This window comes from Bradyrhizobium sp. USDA 4474 (genome assembly GCF_054057515.1).
Map to the genome: position 1 here is coordinate 4469247 of NZ_JBSRZJ010000002.1, position 23879 is coordinate 4493125.

Consider the following 23879-nt stretch of genomic DNA (forward strand, 5'->3'; position numbering starts at 1 on the left):
CATCCTACTCCTGTTTTGCCCGACGGGTCAAATTCATTTCGGATAATTCGTAAGCGATCGTCGTCGGACGGCCGGCTACTGTGCATGGGGTTGTTTTCGCATTTTCGCTCCGCGCCACGCGTCTGAGGTCAAGAGCGCGCGGTCTTCACATCCGCGTGCAGAAAAATTCCATCCTCATTCGCTTCGCCCTTTGAAAGATTAATCATGCGCGTCGCCGCACGCGCAGTGCTGGCATCGCTATTTTTCCCGATGTCTCGACAGCTCCGAAAGGGCGCACCATCATTCCCGCAAGGTGATCTGATCCTGCCACAATCTCCCCGTTCATGGAGGCCCCACATGAGACGCATCGCTCAACGCGTTATCGCAGCCATCGCGCAGTCGATCGGCATTGTCGCTGCCGCCGTCGGCACGACCTACGGCTAGGAGCCTGTCCCTGAGCAAGAGCAATATCCTCTGGTTCCTGCCGACGCACGGCGATGGCCGCTATCTCGGCACCGGCATCGGCGGCCGCGAAGTCAACTTCAACTATCTGCGCCAGGTCGCGCAGGCGGCCGATCAGCTCGGCTATTACGGCGTGCTGTTGCCGACCGGGCGCTCCTGCGAAGATTCCTGGATCGTCGCCTCTTCAGTGGCGCCGTTCACCGAGCGGCTGCGCTATCTCGTCGCCGTCCGCCCCGGCCTGCAATCGCCGACCGTTGCCGCGCGCATGACCGCGACGCTCGATCGCGTCACCAATGGTCGATTACTCGTCAGCGTCGTCACCGGCGGCGATCCCGTCGAGAACAGGGGCGACGGCATCTTCCTTGGTCATGACGAGCGCTACGAGGTCACCCGCGAGTTCCTCAACGTCTACAGCGGACTGCTCGCGGGCAAGACCGTCAATGTCGCGGGCAAGCACATCCGCATCGAGGACGGCAAGCTGTTGTTCCATCCCCTGCAGTCACCGCGGCCGCCCCTCTATTTCGGCGGCTCGTCGGATGCCGGCATCGACGTTGCCGTCGACGCCGTCGACAAATATCTCACCTGGGGCGAGCCGCCGGCACTCGTCGCCGAGAAGGTCGCGAAGGTCCGGGACATCGCGGCCGCGCGTGGCCGCAGGCTCTCCTTCGGCATCAGGCTCCACGTGATCGTGCGCGAGACCAACGAAGAGGCCTGGCGCGCGGCGGACGAGCTGATCAAGCATGTCAGCGACGACACCATCGCGGCCGCGCAGAAGAATTTCGCGCGGATGGACTCGGTCGGTCAGCAGCGCATGGCGCAGCTTCATGGCGGCAAACGCGACAAGCTCGAGATCGCGCCGAACCTGTGGGCCGGCGTCGGCCTTGTGCGCGGGGGCGCCGGCACGGCGCTGGTCGGGGATGCCGAGACCGTGGCCGCCCGCATCAGGGAGTATCAGGACATCGGTATCGATACCTTCATCCTGTCGGGCTACCCGCACCTGGAGGAAGCCTATCGGTTCGCCGAGCTGGTCTTCCCGCTGCTCTCGCTGGAGCAACCGAGCAACGTGACCAGGTTGCACTTCAACGGCGGTCCCTTCGGCGAAACGGTCGGCAGCGATTACCGCCCTCAGCATCGGGTGTCGCAATCATGAGCCTCATCGCCAGCGATTCTCGCCCGCGCAATTTCCGCCTGCCCGGGATCGACGGCCTGGTCCAGTGGATCGTGCCGCTTGCGATCATCGTGCTCTGGCAAATGGCGAGCGTCACCGGCTTGGTGCCGGTGCGCGTCTTGCCGGCACCAAGCGATGTTGCGCTCGCCGGCTGGAAGCTGCTGCTGTCGGGTGAGCTAGGCCGCAACATCTGGGTCTCGTTTTGGCGCGCCTCTATCGGCTTCCTGATCGGCGGCGGCATCGGCTTCGCTTTCGGGCTCGCCAACGGCCTGTCGCAGCTCTCGGCGAAGCTCACCGACACCACGCTGCAGATGGTACGCAACGTGCCGCACCTGGCGCTGATCCCGCTGGTCATCCTGTGGTTCGGCATCGACGAGAGCGCCAAGCTGTTTCTCGTCGCACTCGGCGTGTTCTTCCCGATCTATCTCAACACGCTGCACGGCATCCGCACCGTCGATCCACAACTGATCGAGATGGGCCGCGTCTACGGCATGACCGACAGCGAGCTTTTCCGCCGCGTGATCTTCCCGGGCGCGCTGCCGTCGATCTTCGTCGGCATCCGTTTCGCGCTCGGCATCATGTGGCTGACGCTGATCGTCGCCGAGACCATCGCGGCGTCCTCGGGCCTCGGCTACATGGCGATGCAGGCGCGCGAGTTCATGCTGATCGACGTCGTCGTGCTCTCGATCCTGATCTACGCCCTGCTCGGCAAGCTCGCCGACAGCGCCTCCCGTGTGCTGGAGCGGGCGACGCTCGCCTGGCATCCCGGCTTCCAGAGAAATTGAGCAGAAATATTGGGACTCACATGCAGACAGCGTTTCGTACGATCCTTCCCGAGACCGAGCTCGCCATTGCTGCCAAATTCGCGCCTCACGCCCGCGTGGCGCGCGAGGAGCGGCAAGAAGAACGCCGAGTTCAGGCAAGCGGCCTGCCGCTGAGCATCCGGGGCTTGCGCAAATCCTTCGGCAACAACGAGGTGCTGCGCGGCATCGATCTGCACATCCCGGCGGGCCAGTTCGTCGCGATCGTCGGCAAGAGCGGCTGCGGCAAGAGCACGCTGCTGCGCCTCATCGCCGGCCTGGAGAAGATCGACGCCGGCAGCATCAGTTTTGGCGCCGACGTGCGCGGGCCGCAGACATCCGCGTGATGTTCCAGGAGCCGCGGCTGCTGCCCTGGGCACGCGTGCTCTCCAACGTCGAGGTCGGTCTCGGCCGCGATCGCGCCTCCGATGACGCGCAGTCGCGCGCGGAGAAGGCGCTCACCGAGGTGGGGCTCGTCGACAAGCGCGAGCAGTGGCCATCACTGCTGTCGGGCGGCCAGAAGCAGCGCGTCGCGCTCGCGCGCGCGCTGGTCTCCCGTCCCCGCGTGCTTGCTTTCGACGAGCCGCTCGGCGCGCTGGATGCACTCACCCGCATCTCGATGCAGCGGCTTCTGGAGCGCGTCTGGCGCGACCAGGGCTTTACGGCGATCCTGGTGACCCACGATGTCTGCGAAGCCGTCGCGCTGGCCGACCGGGTGCTGGTGATCGAGGAGGGCCGGATCGCCCACGACGTCATGGTTAATGCCAGCAGGCCGAGGGTGCGGGGTTCGGCCGAGCTCGCAGGTCTCGAAGGCTCGATCCTGAGCCACCTTTTGTCCGCGGACGATCGTACCTAGATAGAGGGGGAAGCCCCACTTGGGCAGCATGCCATGAATGTAGTCCCTCGCGAGCTCATGACCGAAATCCCCGTCTCGTCCGCCGATTTCCGCGGCGCCATGCGCCGCCTCACCGGCGGCGTCAGCGTCATCACGGCCGGGCGGGGCAAGGACATCACGGGCATGACGGTCACCTCGGTGACCTCGCTCTCGATTGATCCGCCGACGCTGCTGGTCAGCATCAATCGCGATGCCTCGTCCTTCCCGCTGATCCGCCGCTACGGCGCCTTCGGCGTGAACATCCTCGCCGCCGATCAGCTCGATGTCGCCGAGCGCTTCGCGGGGAAGGGTGGCCTGAAGGGTGCGGATCGATTTGCAGGCAGCCAATGGATCACGGCCGTTTCCGGCGTGCCGCTGCTGGTCGGCGCATTGTCATCGGTCGATTGCGAGGTCGAGGACATCATCGAGCGACATTCGCACGGCATCGTCATCGGTCGCGTCAGGATTATCAAGAACTCGGTGCGCAGCGCCGCGCTCGCTTATTGGCACGGCCAGTATGTGGCGGTGGATCAGGACGAGGACGTCGCGAGGCTCGCCGAGGTCAGCGTTCCCGCACGCAGCCGCCGCGGCGTTTGATCGCCGCGCTCAGGCTGGTCTTTTCTTCCCCATCGCTCTAGAACCGCCCCTGAGCTTTCCCGCGGGAAGCAATGGAGCGGAAAGATGAAGCGCGTCGGGACCTGGGCTTTCTATGCCGTCGGCGCGCTGGCGATCGTCTATCTCGCGCTCTATGCCTATGCGATGTTCCGCGGCCAGCCGTTCGTGCCCGGCGATCCCATCCACATTTTCCGGAAGCCGGACGCGCCGAGTTATTCGTAGGGTCTATCCTCGTCATGGCCGGGCTTGACCCGGCCGTCCACGCGCAACCGCGATTGGAGAGAGACATGGATGCCCGGGACAAGCCCGGGCATGACGGAGTGCAGGGCTGACTATCCCTTCAAAATCGCGAGCGCCAGCGCCTGGGCGCGCGGCACGATGCTGTCAAGCTCGAGATATTCCTCCGGCGAATGCGCAAGCCCGCCCACCGGTCCGACTCCGCAGATGGTCGGCGTTCCCACCGCGGCGGTGAAGCCGGAATCGGCGCAGCCGCCGGAGAATTCGCCTTGCAGCGTGGTGAGGCCGGCCTGCCTGGCCGCGGCCTGATAAGTCTCGAACAGCGCCTTCGAGCTCTCGCTCTGCACGACCGGCACGAACTCGCCCCTGATCGTCAGCGTCGCGCTGGTGCCCGGCACGTAAGGCGTCGCGATGATCCTGTCGATCTCGGCCATGACGGTGGCGCGATCCTTCGGATCGACATAGCGCATGTCGATCTGGCCCTCCGCGTAAGGCGCGGTCGTGTTGACCGACTGGCCGCCCGAGATCAGGCCGACATTGAGCGTGATACCCTTGGTGAGGTCGGTCAGCGCATGGATCTGGATGATCTTGTGTGCGAGCTCGCCGATCGCACTGATGCCCGCGGCGAAATTGGCACCGGAATGCGCCGCCTTGCCGCTGACGGCCACATGCATGAAGATCCCGCCCTTGCGGCTGGTGACGACGTTACCCGTCGGGCGGCCCGGCTCGGAATTGAACACGGCGCGTGCAGAGCGCCCCTCGCGTTCGATCACCGGCCGCGACGAGGGCGATCCGATCTCCTCGTCCGAGGTGATCAGCAGCTTGATCGGATGCGGGTTGCCGCCGAATTTGTGGAAGGCGGTGGCGACGAAGACGTTCATCACGACGCCGGCCTTCATGTCGGCGACGCCGGGCCCGTAGGCGCGCTTGTCGTGAATCGTGAACGGGCGGCGTCCGGCCTCGCCCTTGGAGAAGACGGTGTCGCGATGCCCCATCAACAGTACCGGCTTCTCGTTGCTGCCGGGTTTTGCTACCTCGGCATGGATGGCATCGCCGAAACGATCGTGGCTCTCGCGTCGGAACGGAATGCCGTGCTCGGAGAAATGCTGCTCGAACCGCGCACCGACCGCATCGACGCCTTCCTTGTCATAGGAGCCGGAATCGATGTTCACGACGTCGCGTAGCAGATCGATCATGGCCTGCCGCTGCGATGCCAGCCATTCCGTGATTTGAGCCTCAGACATGTGTTTCCTCGCGTGGGTTCTCGCGAGCGGTTATAGGGCCGGGTGTCGTCATGGCCTAGTCACGTAACGCGCTCCCGTTATGCGGCAAGCTCTCCCAACCCTTCATTGCGAGCGCAGCGAAGCAATCCAGAGCGTAGCTGCGGTGGCAGTCTGGATTGCTTCGCTGCGCTCGCAGAGGTTGGCAGCGTGGCCTCCGAAACAAAAATGCCCGGGACTGAGCCCGGGCATTCGCATTCTCTCGATCAATATGACAGCCGATTACGCCCCCATCGGTATCCGCGGATACTCGCCCGGCGCGCCCGCCGGGGTGATCGGAATGCCGCCGTCGGCATATTCGTTGAGCTTGTTGCGCAGCGTGCGGATCGAGATGCCCAGGATGTTGGCGGCATGGGTCCGGTTGCCGAGGCAGTGTTTGAGCGTCTCCAGGATCAGGTCGCGCTCGACGTCGGCGACGGTGCGCCCGACGAGCGCGCGCGTTACCTGTTCGGCGGCCATGGTGGCATGCGCCACCGCCGGTGCCGTCCTGGCGAGGTCGAGGCGGTCGCCGTCAGGCGTCAGGATCGCATCGGGTCCGATCTCGTCGCCCTGCGCCATCAGCACGGAGCGGTGCATGGTGTTTTCGAGCTCGCGGACGTTGCCCTGCCAGCGGTTGGCGGAGAGCACGCGTTTGGCCTCACTCGAGATGGGGCGCATCGGCACGCCGTTGGCCTCGGCATATTTCCTCACGAAATGCTGGGCCAGTTCCATGACGTCGGCGGGCCGCTCGCGCAGCGGCGGGATCTTCAGGTTGACGACGTTGAGCCGGAACAGCAGGTCCTCGCGGAACGTACCTTCGCGCACGGCATCCGCCAGATTGCGGTTCGAGGTCGCGATGATCCGAATGTCGACCGGCACCGGCCTGGTGCCGCCGACGCGGTCGATCACCCGCTCCTGGATGGCACGCAAGAGCTTCGACTGCAGGCGCACATCCATCTCGGAGATTTCGTCCAGCAGCAGCGTGCCGCCGGTCGCCTCCTCGAACTTGCCGATGCGGCGGGCGATCGCGCCGGTGAAGGCACCCTTCTCATGGCCGAACAGCTCGGATTCCAGAAGGTGCTCGGGGATGGCGGCGCAGTTGATCGAGATGAAAGGCCGCTTGGCGCGCGCCGAACGAGCGTGGACATAGCGGGCCAGCACTTCCTTACCCGTTCCGGATTCGCCGGTGATCATCACCGAGGCGTCGGAACCTGCGATCTGCTGGGCGAGCTTGATGACCCGCGCCATGGCTTCGTCGCGATAGACCAGCTCGCGAGAATCATTGGCCACGGCCGCCAGCACGGCTGCGATCAGCTCCGGCTCCGGCGGCAGCGGGATATACTCCTTTGCGCCGGCGTGGATCGCGGCGACCGCCGCGCGGGCGTCGTTGGTGATGCCGCAGGCGACGATCGGCGCGTGGATGTGCTCGGCCTCGAGCCGCATGACGAGGTCGCGGATATCGAGGGCGACGTCGACCAGCAGGAGGTCGGCGCCCTTGCCGCCGCGCAACACGCGCATCGCCTGCTCGTGATCCTCGGCGTGGGTCACGGTGGCGCCGTTCTCCATCGCTATCTTGGTGGCGGTGGTGAGCTGGCCCTTCAATGTGCCAACGATGAGAAGCCGCATGTCAGTCTCCTGTCCGTCTGTTCGCGCTGCCGCGCGTCATTCTTTATGCGTGCCTTAGCCGCGTTCGGTCCTGATGATTTCCGTCATGGTGACGCCGAGCTTGTCCTCGACCAGCACGACCTCGCCGCGAGCGACGAGCTTGTTGTTGACGTAGATGTCGATGGCCTCGCCGACGCGGCGGTCGAGCTCGAGCACGGTGCCGGGTCCGAGCTTCAGCAGCTCGCCGACATCCATCTTGGAGCGGCCGAGCACGGCCGAAACCTGCACCGGCACGTCGAAGACGGCTTCCAGGTCGGCGGCGACGCGCGAGGCATATTCGTCCTCGTTGTAGCCGACGTCGGCGCCGGCAGGCGGCAGCGGTCCGTTGAGGTCGGGCAGCGGGACCTGTCCGTCATTGTCGCTCATGGCTTAACTCCCCCTGCGGGACGCGATATAGCGTCCGACCATCTCGTCGATCCTGGCCGCGATGGCGCTGCGCTCCAGCACGACGCCGCCGTCGGCCCATTCGATCCGGCAGTCGCCGGCGGCAATTTCGGGTTCGGCCAGGATCACCAGCCGTCCTTCGAAACCGCTCTGCTTGGCAAGCCGCTCGATCTTCTCGCGCGCGCTGTCGTAGAGCGCGTCGTTGATGCGGACGACGAGATGCGGCGTCGCCACCAGATGCGAAAAACAGTCCTTGACCAGCGCCATGATCTCGCCGAGCGGCTCGGCGGCAATGAGGTCGGCGCACAGCTTGCGGGCGACGGCGATGGCGACCTCGACCGCCTCGGTCTCCATCTTGGTTTCGATGTTGCCGATGCCGGACGCGACGCCCCTGATGCCGATACTGATCTCTTCCATCGCGAGGGCGACGCGGCGGTCGCTCTCGGCCTTGGCCTCGCGCTGGCCTGCGGCAAAGCCGTCCTGATAGGCACGGGCTTCGGCTTCCGCGACCTTCTGCGCGATCTCGGCCGCCGTCGTGGCCTTCTCGCGCGCCCGGTCGGGCGCGGCGAAGTCGGTATCGAACAGGAATTTGGCCGGAGCGCCCATCAATACACCAGTTCGTCGTCAGCGCGGTTCTTGGTCAGCATGATCTCGCCCTTGGCGGCGAGATCCTTGGCGAGGTTGACGAGCAGCGCCTGGGCCTCATCGACGTCGCGCAGGCGCACGGGGCCCATCGCCGCCATGTCGTCCTGCAGCATCTTGGCCGCGCGGGAGGACATGTTGCCGAAGAAGAAGCTGCGGACATCCTCGTTGGCGCTCTTCAGCGCCACGCCGAGCTTGTCCTTGTCGACGTTGCGCATCAGCGTCTGGGCCGATCCGGAATCGAGCTTCACGAGATCGTCGAAGGTGAACATCAGCGCCTTGATGCGCTCGGCCGATTCCCGGTTGTCCTCTTCGAGCGAGGTGATGAAGCGGGTTTCGGTCTGACGGTCGAAATTGTTGAAGATTTCCGCCATCACCTCGTGGGCGTCGCGGCGGCGGGTCTGCGACAGGTTCGACATGAATTCGGTGCGCAGCGTCTTCTCCACGCTCTCGATCACCTCCTTCTGCACCGCCTCCATCTTCAGCATGCGGTTGACGACATCGAGCGCGAGGTCCTCGGGGAAGATGCCGAGCACGCGGGCGGCATGTTCCGGCTTCAGCTTCGACAGCACCACCGCGATGGTCTGCGGATATTCGTTCTTGAGGTAGTTGGCGAGAACCTCTTCCTGCACGTTGGAGAGCTTCTCCCACATGTTGCGCCCCGCAGGGCCGCGGATCTCGTCCATGATGCCGTTGACTCGCTCCGGCGGCAGGTATTGCTGCAGTAGCCGCTCGGTGGCGTCGAAATTGCCCATCAGCGCGCCGGAAGCCGACATGCGCGAGACGAATTCGAGCAGCATGTCCTCGACCGTGTCGACCTCGACGGTGCCGAGCGTCGACATTTCCAGCGAGAGCTGCCGCACCTCGTCGTCGTCGAGCAGCGACCAGATTTTGCCGCCATATTGCTCACCCAGCGCCAGCATCAGGATCGCGGCGCGGCGCGGGCCGGTCAGTTGCTCGGCGCCCTTGCCGTTGGCGCGGTTGCCGGCTCGCTGGCCGAGCGTTGAGATCACGCTGGTGATGTCGTTCGAGTTGGCGTTTTGCAGGGATGCGGCCATGTCAGGTTCACTCGATCATTTCGCGGGTTCGGTCAGCCATTGCCGGATGATGGCGACGGTTTCGTTGGGATTGCGTTCGGCGAGCTCGCCGACGCGATGAACGGACTGGGCGTGGACCTGGCCCTGGATGGTGGCGACGTCGATGGCGCTGGCGGCGCCGCCCGGCAGCAGCGGCTGGCCGGAGGGCGGGGCGGCCTCTTCGGAAGCTGCGGGGCCCGAGAGCACGCCGGAGATGGCGGCGGCGACTTCGTCGGAGGCGAGGATGCGCTTCACCAGCGGGCGGATCACCATGAACATCACGACCAGGCCGAGCAGCAGCATCACGCCGAGCTCGACGAAGTACATGACGTCGTCCTTGGTGAATTGCAGCATGCCGAGAAAGCCGGAGGGCTCGACGATCGGGGCGGTGGAGGGGGCGTCGGCAAAGCGCAGATTGACGACCTCGACCTGGTCGCCGCGCTTCTGGTCGAAGCCGATCGCCGAGCGCACCAGGGTGGCGATGCGGTCGAGCTGCTCCTTGGTGCGGTCGGTGTAGGTGAGTTCGCCCTTGTCGTTCTTGGTGTAGATGCCGTCGACCAGCACCGCGACCGAGATGCGGTTGACCCGGCCGGCCTCGGTCACTTCGGTCTTGGTGGTGCGGGAGATCTCGTAATTGTTGGTCTCTTCGGTCTTCTTGCTCTGGTCCTTGGCGGCCGGGCCGCTGTTCTGCTGCTGACCGGGAAGCTCGTTGTTGACCGTGACCTGGCCGTTATTGTCGGCCGTCATGCTCTGCTCTTCGCGGGTCTGGGTCGAGCGCAGCACGCGGCCTTCAGGATCGAACTTGTCCGAGGTCTGGGTAATCTTGTTGAAGTCGAAATCGGCGGAGAGCTGGACCCGGGCGCGGCCGGAGCCGACTACGGAGGAGACGATGTCCTCGACCTCCTTGCGCAGCCGCTTCTCGAAGGCGATGCGCCGGTCGTCGCCTGCGGCCTGCTCCGGATCGGTGGCGGCGCCGTCGGCGAGCAGCTGGCCGGCTTCATCGACGATCGAGACCCGCTGCGGCTTCAGACCGTTGACAGCGGATGCGACGAGGTGGCGGATGGCGCGGATCTGCTGGGCTTCGAGCGCGCCGCGAACCCGGACCACGATCGAGGCCGACGGCTCCGGCGCGTCGCGCGCGAATAGCGGGCGCTCGGGCAGCACGAGGTGGACGCGGGCGGCCTGGATCCGGTCGATGGCCCTGATGGTGCGGGCGAGTTCGCCCTCCAGCGCGCGCAGATGATTGATGTTTTGGACGAAAGAGGTCGTGCCGAGCGCGTCCGACTTGTCGAAGACCTCGTAGCCGACGCCGCCGCCCTTGGGCAGGCCGCCCTCGGCGAGCTTCATGCGCAGACGCGTGACCTTGTCCTTGGGCACCATGATGATGGTGCCGTCATTGCGCAGCTCGTAGTGGATGCCCTGGCGTTCCAGGTCTTTGATAATGCTGGAGGAATCCTCCATGCTGAGGTCGGTGAACAGCGTCGTCATCTGCGGCGTGGTGACCCGCATGATGACGAACGCAAAGAAGCCGATGAGGGCGGCGGTGACCGCGATCATCGCCCCGAAGCGGGCGGCGCCGATACCTTTTAAAAAGTCCGCAAGACCCTGCAAGCAACCGCCCCGACAGATTCGACCCGCAACCCAAGAGCGGCCGACTGGGCAATTATTGCCTAGGTGATGGTTTCGATATGGTTAACGAACATTAAGAGCTCGGACAAAAGTCGCGCCAGAAGCAAACATGAAAAAAATCGGCCTCGCAAAGCGGGGCCGATTTTCGTCAAAGGCAGCAGATTTCCGGATTGCTTACTGGCGATATTGCTGAATGCGGGTGGTGCGAAGCCCCGCCAGACCATGCTGGTCGATGGAAAACTGCCAGGATAGGAATTCGTCGACCGTCAGGGTGTAACGGCTGCAGGCCTCCTCCAGCGAGAGAAGTCCGCCGCGAACCGCGGCTACGACTTCGGCCTTGCGGCGGATGACCCAGCGTTTGGTGCCGGGTGCGGGCAGATCTGCAATCGTCAGCGGACTGCCGTCCGGCCCGATGACGTATTTTACCCTCGGGCGATGGGGTTCTGTCATGGCGTACTCACAAACTCTCAACCACTGAACTCACTCAGGAACCCTACGCCGGCCGGCTTAAAAATCCGCTAAGCCTAAGGCTTCAATACAATTCTCGTTGAAACTGGCTGGAGCGACGCTGGCCCGGCGGGTTGAAAACAAGATTTCAACCGGCCGGGCGGGGTCTGGGTAAATACTTTACTAACTGACGAGAGCTGCGTGGACGTCGCAGAGGCCTTCAAATGTGGTCCCGGCGAACGCCACGGACCGTACTTCAATGCGCGGGCGCCGGCTTAGTTGCTGGTGCTCGTGCTCGCGACGACGCTCTTCACCTGGCTCAGCGTATAGCTGTTGCCGTCGATGGTGAGCAAAGGCGGCGACTGGGTCAGGTCGACTGATGACACCGTGCCCTGCACCTGGGCGGCGACGCCGACAGTGTTGCCGGAGGCGTCCTTGCCGGTCGCCGTGATCGTGTACTTGCCATCGGGCCATTGCGTGCCGTCGTTGCCCTGGCCGTTCCAGGTGAAGGGAATGTCTGCGCCGGCACCGGCGGAATATTGGCCGTTGAAGACGGTCTGGCCGGTGGAATTGGCGATGGAGATACTGACCGTGGCGCTGGAGGGCACGTTGAGATGCCAGGTCGCCGAGGACTGCGACATGGTCGCGGTGGTGCCGTCGACCACCGCGCTCTTGCCGACAAAATCCAGTGCCTGGGTTGCCTGCGTTGTCTGCTGCAGGGTCACGAGCTGCGACAGCGAATCATTGGTCTTGAGCTGTTGCTCGACGCCGGCGAACTGCACCAGTTGCTGGGTGAACTGGTTGGTGTCGAGCGGATCGAGCGGGTTCTGGTTCTGCAGCTGCGTGGTCAGCAGCGTCAGGAAGGTCTGGAAGTTGCCGGCGAGCGTCGCGCCCGTGGACGAGCTCAGGCTCGCGCTCGACGAGGACGAGGAGGATGACGAGGTCTGCGTCGTGCCGGAGACGACTGATGGCGCGGTGGCGGCATTCGTGGTGGTCATGGCCTGATACTCCTCACACTCTGATATCGACGCCGCTGCTCGATCCGAGCATGCGGCCATAACTGCGGCTGACGGGCGCGGCTGGCGCCTGGTCATCCTCGCTGATGATCAGCCGGCGGGAATTGCCAGAGTTGTCGTTGTTCTGGCCGGTGTTCTGGCCCGATGAATTCTGGTCGCGCAGGCTGAAGGAGAGCCCGCTGCTGCCGGTCTTGAGGCCTGCATCGTCGAGCGCGCGCTGCAATTGTGGTGCGTCCTGCCGCAGCATCTGAAGCGTCTCCGGCTTCTCGACCGTGAGATGCGAGGTGACCTGGCCGTTGCGGTCGACATTGATGCGGACGTCGATACGGCCGAGATCGACCGGATCGAGGCTGATGTCGAAGCGGGTTTTTCCGGAGCGCGCGGCGGCCGCGATCTCGACCGGGATGCCGCTGATCGGCACGGCATTCGCATTGGCCGCGGTCGCGGTGAGTGTCGCGGTCGAGGCGGTGGCGGCCGACGTCGTGGTGGTCAGCGGCGCCTGCACGGCGTTGCCGGCCTGAGTGCTGGCATCGGTCGTGGCAGCAACCGCTTGCGTATCGGCATGGACGTGCGTGATCGATGCGGCCGGGGTGGCATCCGCCTTGCTGTCGGCGGCGGCGGGCTTGCCATCGGCAGTCGTCGTATCAAGCTGCGGCTTGGCGGTTTGCGGATGGGCGGCGATGGTCGTCGTCGCGGCCGCCGGATTTTGTGCAGGCGTTGTCGCCTGCGCGGTCTTGCCGGTGTCCTGGCCGATATTGGAGACGTCGGTCTGACCTTGCGCTGTCGCGGCGGCCTTGAACGAGGTTTTTGGCGTGCCCTGGTCGACCGCGGTCAGCTGCACGGCGTTGACAGTCGCATCGGTCGCGCTCGCGTCGGTCGTCGTAGCGGCCGCATCGGTGAGCGCGGCCTTGCCATCAGTGGTGGTCTTGCCATCGGTCTTCGTGGCCTTGCCGGTCGCATCCAGCTTGAGGCCGGATATCTGCGCTGCGGTCGAGGTGCTGGCGGCGATGCCGGCAGCCGCGATCGTCAGCGGCGAGGACGCCGTGCCATTAGCCTGGGCCGCCGCGGCATTTGGATCAACGGCAACGACGGGCACGGCAACGGGAACGGCGGTCGGATCAGGCGTCGCTGCCGGCGTTGCAGTCTGCGCCGCGGCCGTGGCGTCCACCGCGGCGGCGAGACCCTCGGTGCCGTCGGTCTTGGCATCCTTCGTGCCGTCGGATTTGTCGCCCTTGAGGATGGTGGCGTCGGTCTTGCCCTTGGATATCCCGTCAGCCTTGGCAGGCGCGGGCGGTGCGTTGCTAGCCGGCGGCGCGGAATCCGCGGCGTCGCTCGGCTTGCTCTGCGAGGATTGATCGCTCGAGGCGGTGTTGTTTCGTTTCGACGAGGAGGAGGATGACGACGGCGCGGAGGATGACGACGAATCACTGCGCCGCGGCGCGTTGTCCTGGCTCGAGGACGGCGGCGCGCTGTTGCTGATGGCCTGGGTGTTGCTATCGATCAGCGAACCGAAGGAATCGCCGGGCGTGGTGTCCTGGGTGTTCTGCGGCCGGACAGGCTTCTGCTGCGCGCTCGACACCTGCGCACTTGCCGCTACGTCTGACGTGACACCAACCACAGGCGACCCCTTGAAAACATCTTCGGACCAGAAGGTCAGCAAGGAGCGGGCCAGTCCGGAGTCTTCCGATTTTATGATGTAAAATCAACGTCTTGATTGGAAGTCGCCGACCCGCCGGCCGGCTTTCAGCCCCGTCATTTCTGCCGCCCCCGGCAAGAATTGCCCTCACGTCCGGGCGGGCATGATTGCTTCACCGGAATGCCGCCTATATTAAAGGGTAGCTCTCAGCCGCTTTCGACCGGGCAAGCCAGTGCCCCCGAGGGAACAAGGGTTCCCGGGGACCGCTGACGTCCCGGTCAGAGCATCAGCAATCGCGGCAAACGCCGCCGTCACGTCAGCTTAGGCCCATGCTCAACAGTCTGGATCTCGAAGGCCGTCCTGAGGATACCAGGGTCGTCGTTGCCATGTCGGGCGGCGTCGACTCCTCGACGACGGCTGCGCTGTTGAAGGCCGAGGGCTACGATGTCGTCGGCATCACGCTGCAGCTCTATGACCACGGCGCGGCCACTCACCGCAAGGGTGCCTGCTGCGCCGGCCAGGACATTCACGACGCCCGCGACGTCGCGGCCAAGCTCGGCATTCCCCATTACGTGCTCGATTACGAGGATCGCTTCCGCGAGTCCGTCATCGACAACTTTGCCGATTCTTACGCGCTCGGCGAGACGCCGGTGCCCTGCATCGAGTGCAACCGCTCGGTCAAGTTCCGCGACCTCCTGAAGACCGCGCGCGAGCTTGGCGCGCAGGCACTCGCCACCGGTCATTACGTCGCCTCGCGGCGCTGCGACGATGGGTCGCGCGCGCTGGTCTGCGCCGCCGACAGCGACCGCGACCAGAGCTATTTCCTGTTCGCGACCACGCAGGAGCAGCTCGACTTCCTGCGCTTCCCGCTCGGCGACATGACCAAGCCGGAGACGCGCGAGCTCGCGCGCCGCTTCGGCCTTAGCGTCGCCGACAAGCACGACAGCCAGGACATCTGCTTCGTGCCGACGGGGCGCTACACCGACATCATCACCCGTCTGCGTCCGAACGCGATGGAAAGCGGCGACATCGTCGATCTCGACGGCCGCGTGCTCGGCCAGCATCACGGCATCGCCAATTTCACCATCGGCCAGCGCCGCGGTCTCGGCATCGCGGCCGCCGCGCCGCTTTTCGTGGTGCGGCTCGACGCGGCCAACCGCCGCGTCATGGTCGGCCCGCGCGATGCGCTGAAGATGCACCGCATCGCTTTGCGCGACGTCAACTGGATTGGCGGCGGCGACATCGACCGCGCCATCGGGTCTGGTCTCGAGCTGTTCGTGCGCGTGCGTTCCACGCGTGCGCCCCAGCCAGCCTGGCTGCGCGGCGCCGACGGCCATTACGAGGTCGAGCTTGTCGCCGGCGAAGAGGGCGTCTCGCCCGGCCAGGCCTGCGTGTTCTACGACGCACCGTCAGGGCAGGCGCGCGTGCTCGGCGGCGGGTTCATTCAGAGCGCCGCCGCGAAGGTGGCTACGAGCACGGCGAGGCCGCTCGTCGAGGCGGTCCGCGGCTAGGAAATTTCCGGGGCAGGGGCATGGCAGCAGACATCTCGCGGGCCGGGGTCGAGAAGGCCTATGGCCGCTGGGCGCCGGTCTATGATCTCGTGTTCGGCAAGGTGTTCGATGCTGGCAGGCAGTCGACCATCGCCGAGGCCGACCGCATCGGCGGCCGCGTCCTCGACGTCGGCGTCGGCACCGGCTTGTCGCTGTCGGATTATTCGCGCACCACGAAAATCTGCGGCGTCGATATTTCCGAGCCGATGCTGCGCAAGGCGCAACAACGCGTGCGCGCGCTTCGCCTCTCCAATGTCGAAGTGCTCTCGGTGATGGACGCGAAGAACCTCGCCTTCCCCGACGCCTCCTTCGACGCGGTGGTCGCGCAATATGTCATCACTGCGGTGCCCGATCCCGAAGGCACGCTCGACGAGTTCGTGCGCGTGCTCAAGCCGGGCGGAGAACTGATCCTGGTCAACCACATCGGCGCCGAAAAAGGGCTGCGCAAACTCTCCGAGCTCGCCTTTGCGCCCTTGGCGCGCCGTCTCGGCTGGCGTCCGGAATTCCCATGGGCCCGTCTCGTCAACTGGGCCGCCAAGCACGGCGGCATTACGCTCGCCGAGCGCCGCCCCATGCCGCCGATGGGCCATTTCTCGCTGATCCGCTACCATAAATCGTAATGTTCGGCCGGGGGAACGGGGCGCGGGTTCCGCGCGTTTCCTTCCCATGCGCACGACATCATCAATCATCCTGGCCAGCCTCGTGATCGCAGCCTCCGGCGCGGCGATCGCGCAGGCCCCGCCCGCCCCGGCGACGCCGCCGCAAGCGACCGCGCCGCCATCCCCGCAGCACACGGCGGACTGCGCTCCGCAGGACCGCCCGAACCGCGCCACCGCGCCTGACGGCACCACGACGGGTCAAGCCCGGGAACCGCTCGGCGACAAGCTGGCCAAATCCGACGGCGTGCTCTGCCCGCCATCCGGCGTCGACCCCGAAATGCACGCCCCCGCGCCGAGCACCGACGGCAGCATGCCTGTCATCCCGCCCCCCGGCAGCCCCGGCGGCGACCCCACGATCAAGCCGAAATAGCGTAGTTCGTCGCCCTGCTTCGCCTCTCCCCGCCGGGGAGAGGCCGCAATCCGCGCGCAGCGCGAATGTCGGGTGAGGGGCCTCCCCGCGGGTCCGGCGTCCGAAAACGGGCGAGTCCGCCGCCGAAATCGGCCCTTTTCCACCCTCAACCGCCTTGTCCCGCCAAAGCTTTAGCGAAGGCGGATTGACTTCCCACCGCCCCCTTCCTTATATGCCGCGCGTTCGCGAGATCGGCCGTTCAGCCGTTCGCGACCCTGTGGCGGGGTAGCTCAGCTGGTTAGAGCACGGGAATCATAATCCTGGGGTCGGGGGTTCGAGTCCCTCCCCCGCTACCACCTTTCCCCACACTCCTTTGACTTGGTTTGGATAGTCCTTTTCCCCGAGCAGGGCGTTTAGCCGGCCTGCTATCTCCACGGCTACACCACCTGGGCGGCCTGGATCGCGGAACACAGTGATCGTCTCGACCAAGTCCCTAATGGCTTCTGCGGCCTCTGCGTCGCCCGCACTGACACCTTTACCCAGTGCTTCTTCAAGCCGACCGAGTTGCTCCTCATATCGTTTGAGGATGGCCGGATGCAGCGCGACTTCCTTCACGGCGGGTGGTTCACTCTGCAACTCCTCAGATATCCGCTTTCGTTCGGCATCTAAGGCAGTCGATCGCGGTCCGAGAACGGATGGATCGCCATGTCCTTTCGCGATCGCATCCACCAGTCGTTCGATTTCCCGGTTTAGTTGCCCAAGCTGCTGCTCAAGGCGCTGCCGTTTCGCATGTGAGGTGGCCGCGAGGCGCTTCCGCTCCTCAAGATACGTGCGTACGTATTCCGAGATAACCTTCGGCGCACGCAATTCGGCCTTTAGACCGTTGAGGACCGCGCTCTCGACGGCGTCCAAATAAAAAGTCTTGGCGTCTGGACACGTGCCGCTCTCAGTCGCCGTCGAGCAGCGAACGCGAACGCGCCCTGATTTGTCGCGACCATTGGTCGCCATGCCCGAGCCGCACGAGCCGCAACGGAGCAGGCCAGATAGCATCCGACGAGGCCGGCGTTGATGGCTGGGGTGGGTGTGACCGCGATCCGCTTTGCGCTGCTGAGCAGATCGGAATAGCTCTCGATTGACAATTGCAAGATGCGGCACTTCAGCCACCTGCCAGTCAGTCTTTGGATTTGGTCGTGAAAGGCGCTTTCCCGAGTCGGGATCTTTCACCATCCTGACTTTGTTCCAAACGAGGCGCCCTACATAAAGCTCGTTTTGCAGAATGCCGGCTCCCCTCTCGAGATTGCCATTGATAGTTGAGGCATTCCATGTCCGCCCTCGCGGAGGTGATACCCTCTCCTTGTTGAGATCGTGCGCGATTTCGCGAGGTGTCCGACCGTCCACGTATTCCTGGAAGATGCGCCGGATCACTTGTGCCTCGGCCTCGACGATGACTCGTTCGCCACTCTTTCCAGCGACCGCAGCGTATCCGTATGTTAGACCACCTCCCGCCAAACCCTGCCTGACCCGACCTGCTTGGCCACGCCGCACCTTGTGCGCGTTGTCCTCGCGATAGAGTTGTCCGACCAGGCCGCGAAGACCGACTAGCACGGTGTTCACGACGCCTTCGTGGACTGCCCGGATCTCGATGCCGAGAAAAGATAATCGTTTGTGAATACCTGCGAGATCTTCCATGTCGCGAGAGAGGCGATCGAGCGCTTCGACGATTACTACGTCAAATGATCTCTCCCGCGCTCGGTCTAACATCCGCAGAAGGCCTTCGCGGCCCATGACAGAGCCACCTGAGCGAGCCCGATCTTCATGGGTGCTGACAACCGTTAAGCCTTCGCGCTCTGCATAGCTTTGACAAAGTGAAAGTTGATCTTCAATCGAACGCTCGTTCTGAAGATCGGTTGAAAATCGAGCGTAGATCGTCGCTCTCTTCCTTGTCTCTTCGATCGGCAAGCTCTCTTTCATGATCTTCCCTTGCCGCCAGACGAGCAAGTACGCGTGCAAGGCGTAAGATCGCCTTGTCTGGTTTCGTCTGCAAGGACAATTCGCGAGGCGCTTCACGCACGGTCGAATTCTAGGTGATTTGCCAGCCCAACGAGGTGCACGCACCTGCGCTGGCGCCAGTCCGTGTTCATCCAGAGCATCATACTTGTGCGGTGCATAAACCGAATGGCCGCTATGAGCTCGTCGTGTAATTGGATACCGCGGCGACGAAAATGAGATAGAGTTCAGAAGGCCCTCACCGCCGAGTGCGTGCTGCTAAGCAGGACTACATCAGCTCTCTGGCACGTAGCAGATGGTGGGCCGACAAACCGGCACCACCGGGCGCGTCAGTAAGTTGTTGAAATCACTGGCGCTCCCTAGGGGAATCGAACCCCTGTTTCAGCCGTCACTAACAGAGTGCGACCTCGTTGCTAGTTCGACCCGAATTAACCTGCAACTAGACCGTTATGAGCGGCGGATAACGACTGTGGTCTCGTTCGTTCCGCCTCGCCCCGATCGTTTCTGCTGCGAAACTGGTGCTGTGAGGGCTGCTCATGCAGACGAGCCGGGCCGACCTCCGCAAGGTATCCCATCGCATGACCATCAGCGGATCGACCTTACCCTCTCAAGGAGGTTACCGAACGTCCCCTTCCGTCGTCTGAAAGATAGAGCGATACGCTGGCGGTCCTGTAGGAGGAAACAGCCTCGTCGATGTGTTTGTCGAGGACAAAGTGCTTCGACCCGTTTGCTCACTGCTGACAAATGGCGAGTTCACGGCTTTGCTTTCTCAGCAGGGAGGCAAGAGGCTCCGAACCATGGCACTCGAGTTTGGACTTTCCGTTCGAAATCGCTCGCGTAAGTCAGGGGCAGCCACACTCCAGACCCAGTCGCAATGCTCCAGGCCGTCACTGCGCAATTGAACGCCCGGTAGGACGCGATAGCCTCCTCGTCTATAGGAAGACCAAGTTGACCGATTTCCCAATGAAGTTTCGCCAACAAGTCCGTTGGGCTATTCAATCCAAGACGCTTCCTGTCAGGCATCGGGGGCGGCTCCTCAGTTCAACGCACATCTTGACTTGGGGCTGGAGCCCTCTGGTGAGCCTGAATTGTACGAGTACGCGCGATAACGAGATTCCGAAGAGCCGTGCGCGTCTGATGCCGAGCTGCCCTGCGGCCTATTCGTCTGTCCCCCCATTTATTAGGAACAGTGATCAGCGCTGATCGCTTATGAGCGAAATGGTCATTCCGCCATTGCCGTCAGGCTGCACGCTATAGGATCTGCGCGAGTAGACCTTCTGGCCGGAAACCAGTCCCGCGCCCCCTTGCACTCTTTGAATATCCTCTAAGACCTTGAGGTCTTTTTGGCTCATCTCAACTCCAAGCATGCTAAACGCGGCAAGGTTTAAAGTGTAGTCTGCCTGACAGATCGTGCGCCTCAAATTCGGGTCGTGCTGGACAGCCGTGCTCCCGGTAACGACGATGTACTCGTCGGCCATCTGGGGGCAGCCGGTCCAACTGAGTTAAGAACTTCGCGGCATCTGGAGCGTTTTGGAGCTCTTTGAATGAACGCTCGTAGCACTGATCCTCGGTCAATCCGGAACAGTAACCCGGATTTTGTTTCGCCTTCACCGCCACGTTCAAGTAGGCCACTGCCGACAAGGCACTGCCGGCATTCTTGATCCCTGCGATGAGGCCTAGCCAGATCCTGAAAGCCATTAACAATGAGAACCTTGCGGATGGCTGCCGTCATGTTCAACAGCGCCTGCGAAGTGTCGATCAGCGGGTCGCGCACGTCGGCTTTCGTCTTGAAGCAGTCTTCGTTGGGATCGGCGCTCGCCAGGGAAGGCATGGTCGACAGCAAAGCGAGCGGAACCAGAAAAGCAAATCGCATCGGAAATCCTCAAAAACAAATTGATGCCAGTTGCGCGACCGCTGTGCAAGGTGCGAGCGTGAAGCCTTGGGCAATTCGCACATCGATGCGGCGACCGAACTCAACGCCGGCTTACGAGCTAGAGAACCACATGTGCTGCAAGGACTGCTCAGAGGTGCGCGGCATCGGTACAAGCGCAGCCATCTGGTGCCATGCGACCGAACAAGCTTTCGGCGAGCGATCCGCCGTCGACGTGATGGCCGGGTGAACGATAGGACGAGCCCCTGATCACTGCAACTTTGTGGATCGGCTGCCTTCCATCAGTCCTTTTGGCAGAAGACGTGGTATTTTTCGGCAGTGGTCCATACCGGACCGGTCCAAACAAGCAGGGGTGGAAAAAGGATGGTGGCCGAGGTTTTCGCAGGTCTGAGCGCGTTTAATTCGATGTTCAACATTGCGAAGTCAATGAAGGACATGAACGATGAAAACGTTCGCAATAAAGCTGTATCTGAGCTTTGGGAACACATCTTTACTGCCCAGACAAGATACGCCGAAGCGGCAGAAAAAATTCAGGAGCTGGAAGCGAAGCTTAAGACCTTCGAGGATTGGGAGGCACAAAAAACGAATTACGAGCTTGTTGAACTGGAGCCAGGCATCCGGGTTTACCGCACCAAGCAAGCAGAGGCGGAAAATGGATCATCCGTTGAGGTGTGCGTCAGTTGCTTCGGTGACCGGCACATCGGGATATTGCAGAGCCAGACTTGGAACCCCGGTAGATGTGACGTGATGGTTTGCAACGACTGTGGGTCCGTCCTTTATCTAAGCGGAAGTCCCCATCCCGACCACAAGACATATAGGCCGACGCCATACAAGACCTGACTAGTCAGCGTCCTGATGTGCAATCTCACAGCATCACCACCAACCAAGCCGCGATCATCAGCCTGTTGCGGGTGATCAGCGGCTAGGTCGGTAATCTCGCGCCGATGCCCGGCGTGTTTCTGATTGTCCCGGTCTAGTGATGCGCAATTCCAACGCCGGGTGCGATATGGCGTTCATGCGTTGGCATGCCGCCTCCACCGCGCACGGATGGGCCGCCGGTCACCAACACCCGCAACACCAGCTCGCCGCACCGGCACGCTGGCTCAAGCCTGAGAACCGCTGTTTGGTGCCGGCCACCCCTTCGTCGAGTACGCGCCAGAGCCGAACCCTGAGACGAAGAAGGACTTTGAAATAAAAAGTCACAGTTGCGTGAGTAGCCCGATTTTCTGAGGGTTTGAATTACTCATCGGGCGAAACCAGCGGTGGCGTAGGAGGACTGATCAGCCAGCGCGTGTCGCGGGCGCTTTCCGGTCCTCTTTGACAGCCTCGGCAAAGATCGCGTGAGGTCCGACGCACAGAACGCTGGGCACGCGCTCGATGAGCGCGAGGCAGCGGGGCACGACGCGGATGTAGCGGTTCGCGCGCGCTCTTCACGGTCGCCTTGACGTAGGCCTCTTCCGCTTCCTTGCGCTTGTTGTCGTGCTCGTCCAGGAGCTTGCGAGCAACGGCCCAGGACGACCTCGCCAGGGCCGCTGTCGTCCCTCTCGTGATACGGGACGGTGGGAAAGTTGTGCCAATCGGTAAACGGGCGTAGCGCCCGGCGCGAACGAATTGCAAAGATGTCGATCGACCGATCCTGTGCACGTCGAATCATGTTCAGAGGGAGATCTACTTTTATGAAGAGGCAAATTGCTGTTGCCCTAACCTTTCTCTCATTTCTCTACCCTTCAGCAACAATCGCCGCGGACTACTCAATTTCGAATGCTTCGCCGGTAGGAAAAGTTGCAATTCACAAACATAAGAAGCCGAAATTCCATAAGTCCGACGATGACTATTTGTGTCACGAGGCACCACTCGCGCCTTACTGTCGATGCGACAACCCGCAGTATTGCGAGACCTGGTGCCAAAACCCCGATAACTTTTATTGTGATCCAAACGGCTATTGCGAGTGTCGCTAGAGCGGTTCACGAATTTATTGAATCGGAAGGGATTCCGGATCAGAGACGAATATGATTCAAGATGCTGGCTGGGATGGAGGCCAGCATCCGATGGTCCGACCAATTTCCAATGATCTGCGTAAGCGTGCGGTTGCGGCGGTTGTAAAGGGCGAGAGCTGCCGCTCGGTAGCAACACGGTTTGGGGTTGCGGTTTCGTCGGTTGTGAAGTGGTCGCAGCGTTATCGGACGAGCGGCTCGGTAGCGCCCGGAAAGATGGGCGGCCATCGCAAGCCCGTGCTTGAGCCACATCGCGCCTTCAGCAAGGAGCGGATCAGTCAGACGCCGCATTGACGCTTCACGCCCTCAAGGACGAGCTTTTCGCGCGCGGGGTCAAGGTCTCCCACAATGCGGTTTGGCTGTTTCTACGGCGCGAGGGACTGCGGTTCAAAAAAAACGCTGCTCGCCCTCGAGCGAGCTCGCTCCGACATCGCGCGTAGACGCCAGCGCTGGCGCTCATGGCAGGCCAAACTCGATCCCCGGCGCCTGGTCTTTATCGACGAGACCTGGATCAAAACCAATATGGCCCCACTGCGCGGATGGGGACCAAAAGGCGAGCGGGTGCGCAGCTTCACGCCACATGGTCACTGGCGGACGCTGACATTCCTTGGCGCATTGCGCTGTGACCGTCTCACCGCACCCTGCCTGTTCGATGGCCCGATCAACGGCGAATGCTTCCGCGCCTATGTCCAGCAGGTTCTCGTCCCGCAGCTTCAGCCGGGTGACATCGTCATCTTGGACAATCTCGGCAGCCATAAATCGGCTGCCCTGCGCAGCCTGATCAAAGCCGCCGGCGCCAGGCTCTGGTACCTACCGCCATACTCCCCCGACCTCAATCCGATCGAACAAACCTTCGCCAAGATCAAGCACTGGATGCGCTCCGCCCAGAAGCGCACGATCGACGACATTTGCCGCCATATCGGCGGCCTCATCACAACCATCCAGCCCAACGAATGCAGCAACTACTTCGAAAACGCCGGATACGCTTCCATCAAAACGTGAAACGCTCTAGCATCAAGAACTCGGCTTCACCATCAGGCTGAACTACAGTGGCAGCAACGAGCGGCTTGCCGTCGACGGTTTTGGGCTTCCGTATCCAGGAAGCCGCGCTTTTCAGCGCGGTGGCTTTGCAGAACTTCACCCAATAGGAAAACGCGACCGCCGTGCCCTCCGGCAAGAGCTGTATGTCTTCCGCCGAGGCTGACAAGATGAGAAAGGCCGGTTTTCGGAGCAAGTCCGGATGCAGCGGCTGAACCCGCAGGCTAAAGCGCAGAGCCGAACCCAGCCTGCGAACGACCGCTCTCGTCGGCAGAAACGCGCCTAGGGGCCGGTCTCTCTGAAATACTTGACGCGGAGCCGCATCACACAAAACCTTGGCATGGGTCATGCAGACTAATCGTCACCGGGGAATTGCCCATTTCCCCCCTCCCGGGGGCTGGAAAGCCGCCGCTCGCGCGACATTTAAGCGGGCGGCGTTTTTGCTTCATGCACCCGCAAATTTCACAGTGTTCTGAATCGATTTTCCCGGTGTCCTACGACA

21 protein-coding genes, 2 tRNA genes and 2 pseudogenes are annotated in these 23879 nt (G+C 63.0%); 12 read left to right on the plus strand and 13 right to left on the minus strand.

The genetic code is table 11. The features are described from left to right. The first annotated feature begins 427 nt into the window (after positions 1–427). The 5 genes and pseudogenes from ssuD (at position 428) to ACVW16_RS23040 (ending at position 4120) form a co-directional block, all read left to right on the plus strand. On the plus strand, positions 428–1591 hold the full coding sequence (gene ssuD, locus ACVW16_RS23020) for an FMNH2-dependent alkanesulfonate monooxygenase (RefSeq protein WP_456802620.1): 1164 nt from the start codon (positions 428–430) through the stop codon (positions 1589–1591). After that, complete coding sequence (locus ACVW16_RS23025; RefSeq protein ID WP_456736191.1) at positions 1588–2394, plus strand: ABC transporter permease subunit; 807 nt, start codon at positions 1588–1590, stop codon at positions 2392–2394. Before ssuD ends, ACVW16_RS23025 begins: the two co-directional genes overlap by 4 nt. A gap of 20 nt (positions 2395–2414) precedes the next feature. Then, positions 2415–3265, plus strand: a pseudogene (locus ACVW16_RS23030) (ATP-binding cassette domain-containing protein). 33 nt (positions 3266–3298) lie between these two features. Continuing rightward, a complete protein-coding gene (locus ACVW16_RS23035) occupies positions 3299–3880 on the plus strand; it encodes a flavin reductase family protein (protein WP_456736189.1) in 582 nt (193 codons plus the stop codon). An 84-nt stretch (positions 3881–3964) separates the two neighbouring features. Beyond that, on the plus strand, positions 3965–4120 hold the full coding sequence (locus ACVW16_RS23040; protein WP_177243026.1) for a hypothetical protein: 156 nt from the start codon (positions 3965–3967) through the stop codon (positions 4118–4120). Between the two features lie 110 nt (positions 4121–4230). Here ACVW16_RS23040 and ACVW16_RS23045 read toward each other — a convergent pair whose 3' ends face one another. The 9 genes from ACVW16_RS23045 to ACVW16_RS23085 form a co-directional block, all read right to left on the minus strand. Further along, positions 4231–5379, minus strand: a complete 1149-nt coding sequence (locus tag ACVW16_RS23045; RefSeq protein ID WP_456701392.1) for a M20 family metallopeptidase — start codon at positions 5377–5379, stop codon at positions 4231–4233. A gap of 258 nt (positions 5380–5637) precedes the next feature. Further along, positions 5638–7020, minus strand: a complete 1383-nt coding sequence (flbD, locus tag ACVW16_RS23050; protein ID WP_456736188.1) for a sigma-54-dependent transcriptional regulator FlbD — start codon at positions 7018–7020, stop codon at positions 5638–5640. A gap of 54 nt (positions 7021–7074) precedes the next feature. Next, positions 7075–7425 carry a flagellar motor switch protein FliN gene (fliN, locus tag ACVW16_RS23055; protein ID WP_092239456.1) on the minus strand — a complete coding sequence of 117 codons (351 nt, stop codon included), beginning with the start codon at positions 7423–7425 and terminating at the stop codon, positions 7075–7077. A 3-nt stretch (positions 7426–7428) separates the two neighbouring features. Then, positions 7429–8049, minus strand: coding sequence for a FliH/SctL family protein (locus ACVW16_RS23060; protein WP_456736187.1), 621 nt, complete (start codon positions 8047–8049; stop codon positions 7429–7431). Continuing rightward, the gene (fliG, locus tag ACVW16_RS23065) at positions 8049–9143 is read right to left on the minus strand and encodes a flagellar motor switch protein FliG (RefSeq protein WP_456701395.1); all 1095 of its coding nucleotides are present in this window, start codon (positions 9141–9143) and stop codon (positions 8049–8051) included. Before fliG ends, ACVW16_RS23060 begins: the two co-directional genes overlap by 1 nt. Before the next feature lie 15 nt (positions 9144–9158). Next, positions 9159–10772, minus strand: a complete 1614-nt coding sequence (gene fliF, locus ACVW16_RS23070; protein ID WP_456736186.1) for a flagellar basal-body MS-ring/collar protein FliF — start codon at positions 10770–10772, stop codon at positions 9159–9161. 192 nt (positions 10773–10964) lie between these two features. After that, positions 10965–11240 carry a CtrA inhibitor SciP gene (sciP, locus tag ACVW16_RS23075; protein WP_002714638.1) on the minus strand — a complete coding sequence of 92 codons (276 nt, stop codon included), beginning with the start codon at positions 11238–11240 and terminating at the stop codon, positions 10965–10967. Between the two features lie 272 nt (positions 11241–11512). Further along, positions 11513–12235 (minus strand): flagellar hook assembly protein FlgD, encoded by a 723-nt coding sequence (locus ACVW16_RS23080; RefSeq protein WP_456701397.1) that lies wholly within the window; start codon positions 12233–12235, stop codon positions 11513–11515. Between the two features lie 13 nt (positions 12236–12248). Continuing rightward, positions 12249–13871, minus strand: coding sequence for a flagellar hook-length control protein FliK (locus ACVW16_RS23085; protein WP_456739050.1), 1623 nt, complete (start codon positions 13869–13871; stop codon positions 12249–12251). Positions 13872–14218: 347 nt separating this feature from the next. Here ACVW16_RS23085 and mnmA point away from each other — a divergent pair, with 347 nt between their 5' ends. From mnmA to ACVW16_RS23105, 4 genes are all read left to right on the plus strand, one after another. Beyond that, positions 14219–15400, plus strand: a complete 1182-nt coding sequence (gene mnmA / locus ACVW16_RS23090; RefSeq protein WP_456701399.1) for a tRNA 2-thiouridine(34) synthase MnmA — start codon at positions 14219–14221, stop codon at positions 15398–15400. Positions 15401–15420: 20 nt separating this feature from the next. Next, entirely contained in the window at positions 15421–16059 is a 639-nt protein-coding gene (locus tag ACVW16_RS23095) for a class I SAM-dependent methyltransferase (protein ID WP_456701400.1), read from the plus strand. A gap of 46 nt (positions 16060–16105) precedes the next feature. Continuing rightward, on the plus strand, positions 16106–16468 hold the full coding sequence (locus ACVW16_RS23100; protein ID WP_456701401.1) for a hypothetical protein: 363 nt from the start codon (positions 16106–16108) through the stop codon (positions 16466–16468). Between the two features lie 258 nt (positions 16469–16726). Beyond that, positions 16727–16803: transfer RNA gene (locus ACVW16_RS23105), tRNA-Met, on the plus strand. On the opposite strand, the gene ACVW16_RS23110 is transcribed toward ACVW16_RS23105, so the two are convergent. The 3 genes from ACVW16_RS23110 to ACVW16_RS23120 all read right to left on the minus strand — a co-directional run bounded on the left by ACVW16_RS23110 (position 16760) and on the right by ACVW16_RS23120 (position 19932). Continuing rightward, complete coding sequence (locus tag ACVW16_RS23110; protein WP_456705156.1) at positions 16760–18418, minus strand: recombinase family protein; 1659 nt, start codon at positions 18416–18418, stop codon at positions 16760–16762. The genes ACVW16_RS23105 and ACVW16_RS23110 overlap by 44 nt on opposite strands. Before the next feature lie 386 nt (positions 18419–18804). Continuing rightward, a tRNA-Thr gene (locus ACVW16_RS23115) sits at positions 18805–18889 on the minus strand. Between the two features lie 758 nt (positions 18890–19647). Continuing rightward, the gene (locus tag ACVW16_RS23120) at positions 19648–19932 is read right to left on the minus strand and encodes a hypothetical protein (protein WP_456701402.1); all 285 of its coding nucleotides are present in this window, start codon (positions 19930–19932) and stop codon (positions 19648–19650) included. Positions 19933–20172: 240 nt separating this feature from the next. Between ACVW16_RS23120 and ACVW16_RS23125 the strand changes: the two genes are divergently transcribed. From ACVW16_RS23125 to ACVW16_RS23135, 3 genes and pseudogenes are all read left to right on the plus strand, one after another. Continuing rightward, positions 20173–20574, plus strand: a complete 402-nt coding sequence (locus ACVW16_RS23125) for a hypothetical protein (protein WP_456701403.1) — start codon at positions 20173–20175, stop codon at positions 20572–20574. 134 nt (positions 20575–20708) lie between these two features. Continuing rightward, positions 20709–21185 carry a hypothetical protein gene (locus ACVW16_RS23130; RefSeq protein WP_456701404.1) on the plus strand — a complete coding sequence of 159 codons (477 nt, stop codon included), beginning with the start codon at positions 20709–20711 and terminating at the stop codon, positions 21183–21185. A 1208-nt stretch (positions 21186–22393) separates the two neighbouring features. Beyond that, positions 22394–23341, plus strand: a pseudogene (locus ACVW16_RS23135) (IS630 family transposase). Here the strand turns inward: ACVW16_RS23135 and ACVW16_RS23140 are convergent. Then, positions 23331–23726 carry a hypothetical protein gene (locus tag ACVW16_RS23140; RefSeq protein WP_456701405.1) on the minus strand — a complete coding sequence of 132 codons (396 nt, stop codon included), beginning with the start codon at positions 23724–23726 and terminating at the stop codon, positions 23331–23333. The pseudogene ACVW16_RS23135 and the gene ACVW16_RS23140 overlap by 11 nt on opposite strands. Positions 23727–23879: the final 153 nt, after the last annotated feature.

What these genes read in the sequence shown, in the direction of transcription:
- flbD (WP_456736188.1), bottom strand. Translation starts at nt 7,020, where the DNA reads ATGCGGCTTCTCATCGTTGGCACATTGAAGGGCCAGCTCACCACCGCC.
- fliG (WP_456701395.1), bottom strand. Translation starts at nt 9,143, where the DNA reads ATGGCCGCATCCCTGCAAAACGCCAACTCGAACGACATCACCAGCGTG.
- mnmA (WP_456701399.1), top strand. Translation starts at nt 14,219, where the DNA reads ATGCTCAACAGTCTGGATCTCGAAGGCCGTCCTGAGGATACCAGGGTC.
- ACVW16_RS23095 (WP_456701400.1), top strand. Translation starts at nt 15,421, where the DNA reads ATGGCAGCAGACATCTCGCGGGCCGGGGTCGAGAAGGCCTATGGCCGC.
- ACVW16_RS23110 (WP_456705156.1), bottom strand. Translation starts at nt 18,418, where the DNA reads ATGAAAGAGAGCTTGCCGATCGAAGAGACAAGGAAGAGAGCGACGATC.
- ACVW16_RS23130 (WP_456701404.1), top strand. Translation starts at nt 20,709, where the DNA reads ATGGTGGCCGAGGTTTTCGCAGGTCTGAGCGCGTTTAATTCGATGTTC.
- ACVW16_RS23100 (WP_456701401.1), top strand. Translation starts at nt 16,106, where the DNA reads ATGCGCACGACATCATCAATCATCCTGGCCAGCCTCGTGATCGCAGCC.
- sciP (WP_002714638.1), bottom strand. Translation starts at nt 11,240, where the DNA reads ATGACAGAACCCCATCGCCCGAGGGTAAAATACGTCATCGGGCCGGAC.
- ACVW16_RS23040 (WP_177243026.1), top strand. Translation starts at nt 3,965, where the DNA reads ATGAAGCGCGTCGGGACCTGGGCTTTCTATGCCGTCGGCGCGCTGGCG.
- ACVW16_RS23140 (WP_456701405.1), bottom strand. Translation starts at nt 23,726, where the DNA reads ATGACCCATGCCAAGGTTTTGTGTGATGCGGCTCCGCGTCAAGTATTT.
- ACVW16_RS23080 (WP_456701397.1), bottom strand. Translation starts at nt 12,235, where the DNA reads ATGACCACCACGAATGCCGCCACCGCGCCATCAGTCGTCTCCGGCACG.
- ACVW16_RS23060 (WP_456736187.1), bottom strand. Translation starts at nt 8,049, where the DNA reads ATGGGCGCTCCGGCCAAATTCCTGTTCGATACCGACTTCGCCGCGCCC.
- fliN (WP_092239456.1), bottom strand. Translation starts at nt 7,425, where the DNA reads ATGAGCGACAATGACGGACAGGTCCCGCTGCCCGACCTCAACGGACCG.
- ACVW16_RS23035 (WP_456736189.1), top strand. Translation starts at nt 3,299, where the DNA reads ATGAATGTAGTCCCTCGCGAGCTCATGACCGAAATCCCCGTCTCGTCC.
- ACVW16_RS23025 (WP_456736191.1), top strand. Translation starts at nt 1,588, where the DNA reads ATGAGCCTCATCGCCAGCGATTCTCGCCCGCGCAATTTCCGCCTGCCC.
- ACVW16_RS23045 (WP_456701392.1), bottom strand. Translation starts at nt 5,379, where the DNA reads ATGTCTGAGGCTCAAATCACGGAATGGCTGGCATCGCAGCGGCAGGCC.
- ACVW16_RS23120 (WP_456701402.1), bottom strand. Translation starts at nt 19,932, where the DNA reads ATGGCCGACGAGTACATCGTCGTTACCGGGAGCACGGCTGTCCAGCAC.
- ACVW16_RS23125 (WP_456701403.1), top strand. Translation starts at nt 20,173, where the DNA reads ATGGCTGCCGTCATGTTCAACAGCGCCTGCGAAGTGTCGATCAGCGGG.